General features: G+C 62.6%; 4 protein-coding genes and 1 pseudogene. 2 read left to right on the plus strand and 3 right to left on the minus strand.

The features are described 5' to 3' along the window. A pseudogene (locus JNK99_RS14750) lies at positions 1 to 729 on the minus strand (pilus assembly protein TadD); the annotation flags it as partial. 26 nt (positions 730 to 755) lie between these two features. Here JNK99_RS14750 and mutM point away from each other — a divergent pair. Then, positions 756 to 1583 carry a bifunctional DNA-formamidopyrimidine glycosylase/DNA-(apurinic or apyrimidinic site) lyase gene (gene mutM / locus JNK99_RS14755; RefSeq protein ID WP_291854370.1) on the plus strand — a complete coding sequence of 276 codons (828 nt, stop codon included), beginning with the start codon at positions 756 to 758 and terminating at the stop codon, positions 1581 to 1583. Between the two features lie 79 nt (positions 1584 to 1662). Continuing rightward, the gene (locus JNK99_RS14760) at positions 1663 to 3618 is read left to right on the plus strand and encodes a dynamin family protein (protein ID WP_291854371.1); all 1956 of its coding nucleotides are present in this window, start codon (positions 1663 to 1665) and stop codon (positions 3616 to 3618) included. Positions 3619 to 3834: 216 nt separating this feature from the next. Here the strand turns inward: JNK99_RS14760 and JNK99_RS14765 are convergent, their stop codons facing one another. Together JNK99_RS14765 and JNK99_RS14770 are read right to left on the minus strand one after the other, a co-directional pair. Then, complete coding sequence (locus tag JNK99_RS14765; protein WP_366518768.1) at positions 3835 to 4248, minus strand: enolase C-terminal domain-like protein; 414 nt, start codon at positions 4246 to 4248, stop codon at positions 3835 to 3837. Positions 4249 to 4349: 101 nt separating this feature from the next. Further along, a complete protein-coding gene (locus tag JNK99_RS14770) occupies positions 4350 to 5000 on the minus strand; it encodes a hypothetical protein (RefSeq protein ID WP_291854372.1) in 651 nt (216 codons plus the stop codon). Between the last annotated feature and the right edge of the window lie 328 nt (positions 5001 to 5328).

Here is a 5328-nt window from a genome sequence, read left to right on the forward strand (position 1 = left end):
CGGTTCCGCCAGTGCTCTTGCCTGTTCGCCCGCCCCGCTGGCCGCCACGGCGACCGCGTAGTGCGCTTCGGCGAGGCCGATAAAGGGCGCACAGACCTTGCTGACCAGTTGCAGAACGGCCTGGCGGTCGGGGTTGCGCGCGAACATGCGGTTGAGTGCCAGAAGATTGGCCGGCAGGGCTTCCTTGTCCGCCTGCAGCATGCTGATCAACTGTGGCGCCAGGCCATCGAGTTGATTGGACATGACCAGCACGCCGATCAGCACCTGCTGGGCGCGCTTCGAATCGGGCTGCACCTCGACCCAGAGCCGGGCGAGTTGCAGCACCAGGTCGACCCGACGTACGTGACCGGCGATTTCGACGGCGCGCTCGATGATCGCCGGGTCGCGCGTGCGCTGCGCGAGGTCGGCGTAGGCCTGGCTGGCGAACTCCTTCTTGCCGCGCTGCAGCGCCACTTCGGCGAGCAACACCTGATACACCACCTGTCCGCTCAGTTCCGGGTTCTGGCTGTCATCGGGCACCGGCGCGAACGGCGCGGCCTTGCGTGCGGCACGCGTCGACGTCGGTTGCTTGGCGGCGGCTGTCTCGTCGGCAGCCAGCACCGGTACGCCGAAGGCGAGCACCAGCGGGGCGCAGAGGAGAATATTCTTGATCGGTTTCATGGTTTCCTTGCCGGCGGCGAACAGTTGCGCGAACTGACGGGTGGTTTGCGTCATAATCCGTTCGCGCATGTTATGGACTTTTCGCGGTAGCAGCAATGCCAGAACTTCCCGAAGTCGAAGTGAGCCGTCAGGGACTACTCCCCCATCTGTCCGGCGAGTGCATCGTCGGTGCTGTCGTGCGCACCCCGAAACTGCGTCAAGAGATCCCCGCCGGACTGGGTTCGCGCCTCGCCGGCCTGCGGGTGGACGCCATCCTGCGGCGTGGCAAGTATCTTCTCTTCGATTGCCAGAGCCGCGCTGGGGGTGGCTGGCTGATCCTTCATCTGGGCATGTCCGGCAGCCTGCGCCTGGTGCCACCGGACACGCCCGCCAAACCGCATGACCATGTCGACCTGCTGTTCACCGGGACGGTTCTCCGCCTGCGCGACCCGCGCCGTTTCGGCGCACTGCTCTGGCACGAAGGTGCCGCGGTCGAGACTCATCCCGCGCTGTTCGCGCTCGGCATCGAGCCGCTGTCGGACGGCTTCGATGGCGACTGGTTGTACGCCGCGACGCGCCGCCGCCATGGCCCGATCAAACCCTTGCTGATGGATAGCCATCTGGTGGTGGGTATTGGCAACATCTACGCAGTCGAGAGCCTGCATCAGGCTGGGATCTCGCCCAGGCGGGCGGCAGATCGGATCAGTCGCGAGCGTTACCGCGGGCTCGCCGAAGCCATTCGTTCCACCCTGCGGACGTCGATCGCAGCCGGGGGAAGCACTGTGCGCGACTACGTGCACAGTGATGGCGGTGCTGGGTGCTTCCAGCTCGGTTGTGCGGTGTATGGCCGGGCCGGCGAAGCGTGTCCGCGTTGCGCGGGGACGGTGCGCGTGATTCGCCAGGCGGGCCGCTCCACCTTCTACTGCCCGCGCTGCCAGAATTGAACTGCGCTGTGCCAGGCTGCTGATTGGAAGGAGCTTTGTGATAGAGTGAAAATACCGAATCTTGGCCTGGAAAGCTGACATGACGCTCGCTCAACACTTTGCCGCCTACAGCGAATGGCGTGCACGGATCTCCGGGGTCCTCGATAAGTTTGCCGGCTGGCTGTCCGACAATGAGCTGACCGACGCCCAGATCGATCGCCGGATCGTTCAATTGCTCGACAAGTTGCGCGAGGATCGCTTGCAGGTGGCATTCGTCGCCGAGTTTTCGCGTGGCAAGTCGGAGTTGATCAACGCCATCTTCTTTGCTGCCTACGGCAACCGCGTTCTGCCCTCGACCGCGGGGCGCACGACGATGTGCCCGACCGAACTGATGTTCGAAAAGGCCAAGGCACCGTCGATCGAGTTACTGCCGATCGAGAGCCGCGAGTCGAAGGCCAGCATCAGCGAGTACAAGCGCTATCCCGACGAATGGGAAACCGTGCTGATCGACACGACGTCGGCCGAGGCCATGCAGGATGCGCTGCGGCATGTCAGTGACGTCATCCGGGTCGCTCCCGCGGTTGCCCAGACGCTTGGTTTTACCCTGAACGACGGCGATACGGCGGTGTTTCGGGTGGACGAAGACGGTACGGTCGAAATCCCGCGCTGGCGTCATGCGGTGATCAATTTTCCCCATCCGCTGCTCGAACAGGGGCTGGTCATTCTCGACACGCCCGGTTTGAACGCGATCGGCACCGAGCCTGAACTGACGCTGTCCCTGCTGCCCAACGCGCATGCGGTGCTCTTCATTCTGGCGGCCGACACCGGTGTCACACAGTCCGACCTGACCGTCTGGCGTGAGCACATCGGGACCCCGGGCGGACGCCGAAAGGGCCGCATCATCGTCCTCAACAAGATCGACAGTCTATGGGACGAGCTCAAGTCGGCAGAGGAAATCGATGCCGAGATCACCCGGCAGGTGGATACCTGCGCATGGACGCTCGACCTGCCGGAGAACCAGATCTTCCCGGTCTCGGCACAGAAGGCACTGGTCGCCAAAATCAACGGCGATGCCGAACTGCTCGCGCGCAGCCGCTTGTCGGAACTCGAGGCGGCACTCTCGGAGGAGCTGATTCCGGCCAAGCAGGAAATCGTTCGCGACGGGCTGGAGACCGAGTTTGCGGATTGCTATCAGCGTACGCGCAGCCTGCTTGAATCGCGTCTCGCCGGGTTACGCGAACAGGTGACCGAACTGACCGAACTGCGCGGCAAGAACAAGGGCGTCGTCGAGTACATGATGGGCAAGGTGCGGGTGGAAAAGGAGGAGTTCGAATCCGGCCTGCAGCGCTACTACGCGGTGCGCAGCGTCTTCTCGCAACTGACCAACAACCTCTTCGCGCACCTCGGGCTCGATTCCCTCCGCCTGTTGAGCACGACGACCCGTGAAGCGATGGTCAACGCCACCTTCTCGAAGACCTTGTCGGCGGCCATGAAGCATTTCTTCGATGTCGCGCGTGGCAACCTCGCCAGGTCGGACAGCGAGGTGACGGAAATCCTGACCATGATGGAGGCAATCTACAAGAAGTTCGCCGTGGAACATGGCCTGAAGCTGGGCGCACCCATCGGCTTTTCTCTGATGCGTTACGAGAAGGAGATCGATCGCCTCGATCAATGGTGCAAGACCCACATCAACAGCATGTTCCAGCTGTTGACCCACGAGAAGAGCCAGGTGACGCAGCGCTTCTTCGAGGAGGTGGCGGTGCAGGTGCGCAAGACTTTCGAACGTGCCAACCGCGACGCCGAATCGTGGCTGAAAGCGATCATGGCGCCGATGGAGATCCAGATTCGCGAACACCAGATACAGCTCAAGCGGCGGCTGGAGAGCATCAAACGCATCCACCAGGCGACCGATACGCTCGAGGAACGCATCGAGGAACTGCAGCATGTCGAGGACAAGCTGCTTCTGCAGATCCAGTCGCTCGGCAAGATCGGCAGCAATTTCAACGATGTGCTGCGCCAGACGGTGAGTGTCGAGGTGTTGCGCAACGCCGCCTGAGCGAATGGCCGGTCAGTCCGCCGCTGGTCCGGGCCGCTTGCTTCCACAGCGCGCACACGTGCTTCGTCGAGTCGAGGCCTGCTGTCTGGCCGATGCATCGGTCGCCGGAGCCCGGCAAGGTGAGCAGCAGGATACGATCGGGGTCGATGCCCTGCGCGACCCGGTGTGCCGGGGCACTGGTCCTGCCCGAACCGGCACCGGCGATGATCAGCAGTATCACTCGTCGATCGGCGAAAAAAGCCGTTCGATATCCGGCAGGAAGCCCAGACCAGTGGAGTGGCCCAGCCGTAGCTCGGCATCGACGATGCTCGGCGTCGCTCCGGTATCGCGGGTGAACCAGTGGCAAGTTGCCAGTCCGTGCGCGAGCCGGTTGTCCAGCGCAGCGGCGAGGTGGGCGGCGGCCCGCAGGCCGCAGGCGCTGTCGAGACTGCTGGTGACGACGCAGTCGAGGCCGCCGTTGGTCGCGCGCTGCGCCAGGGCAAGCGCCGGCAGCAGGCCGCCGGCGCGGGCCGGCTTGATGACCAGCCGGTGAACGGTGTAACGGTGCGCGATAAATCGCCATCCATGTGCGCGATATTTGCGACGCCTGAATATTGCGTGACACGTAATTAAATTGCGTATACGACTGATCTAACGCTGTGTGTCCACTGCTTCCAGCTGTTTTTGTCGCACGTTGGGCATCTTCTTTGCCTCCAGCAGCCGCAGGCACTTCGGGCACGTCACTTCCTCGTCTAGGTGTCGGCTGTGATGCGCACGACGTTGGTGCCGTCGGCGACGAGGAGTGCGCGTTTGCCTTGTCCGACGACGATGCCGCTGCCGCTGGCGGTCTTGAGGGTGGTCGTGTAGGGGCCTGAGGTGTTGCAGTAAACGAGGCCTTCCCAGTGGTTGGGCACGTAGACGTTGCGGTTGCCGGTGAGGGCGCCAGTGATGGACAGGTAGCGGGCGCGGGCCTGGGCGGCGGTGAGGGTGACGTTGGCGCCGGTGACGGTGATCGACGTCTTGCTGGTGAGATGCTCGGGTTGCACCCAGGCGCGGTCGTCGGTGTAGCTGGTCACGGTTGAGGCGCCGCAGACGACGGTGTACAAAGGGATCGATCCTGCCGTGTAGCCCGTCGTGTTGCTGCTCACCGTGCCGGATCGATCCGACTCGATATAGTTCGTGACACTTCCGGAGAGCGTCAGAGAGCCGTTGACGATCGCACTCAGGACGCCGTCCACCAACAGGGTGCCCCCGTAGTAGCCCCAGGTCAGACCGGAGCAGACCGATCCGCGGCGGCCGAAAATCATCGCCGGACTGGCCGCGTCGGCCAGCTCGTTGACCGCTGTCTCCTTGCCCGCCTGCGCGGAGAACAGTAAATCGAGAATCGTTGTGCTGTTGGCCACGGAATGATTACCTCGTTATTTCGGTGGTCAGCGGATAACCGAGACCGACCGTGGTTGAATACTGATAAATCCGCAAATGAAGTGTTGCCTGATTACTGCCAAAATCAGTTATTTGTTGCGCGCTGGTATAGGCAGCGAAGGTAGCGCTGCTGATAATCGTGCGCAGGATCGCCGAATAAGTGAGGTCCCAGGGCCTCGGCACTCGGATGACATCTTCCCTTGGGTCATACCCGAGGAAGGAAAATCGTTTACATTCATGAGCTTATGCCGATAGCTTGTAAACCCTATCGACATCAGGTCTACTCTCGTCTTTTGGGCGACCGAAATG

The sequence above is a fragment of the Accumulibacter sp. genome (assembly GCF_016789985.1).
Taxonomy (GTDB): Bacteria; Pseudomonadota; Gammaproteobacteria; order Burkholderiales; family Rhodocyclaceae; genus Accumulibacter.

Coding starts and splice junctions, on each gene's coding strand:
- mutM (WP_291854370.1), top strand. CDS start 756: ATGCCAGAACTTCCCGAAGTCGAAGTGAGCCGTCAGGGACTACTCCCC.
- JNK99_RS14760 (WP_291854371.1), top strand. CDS start 1,663: ATGACGCTCGCTCAACACTTTGCCGCCTACAGCGAATGGCGTGCACGG.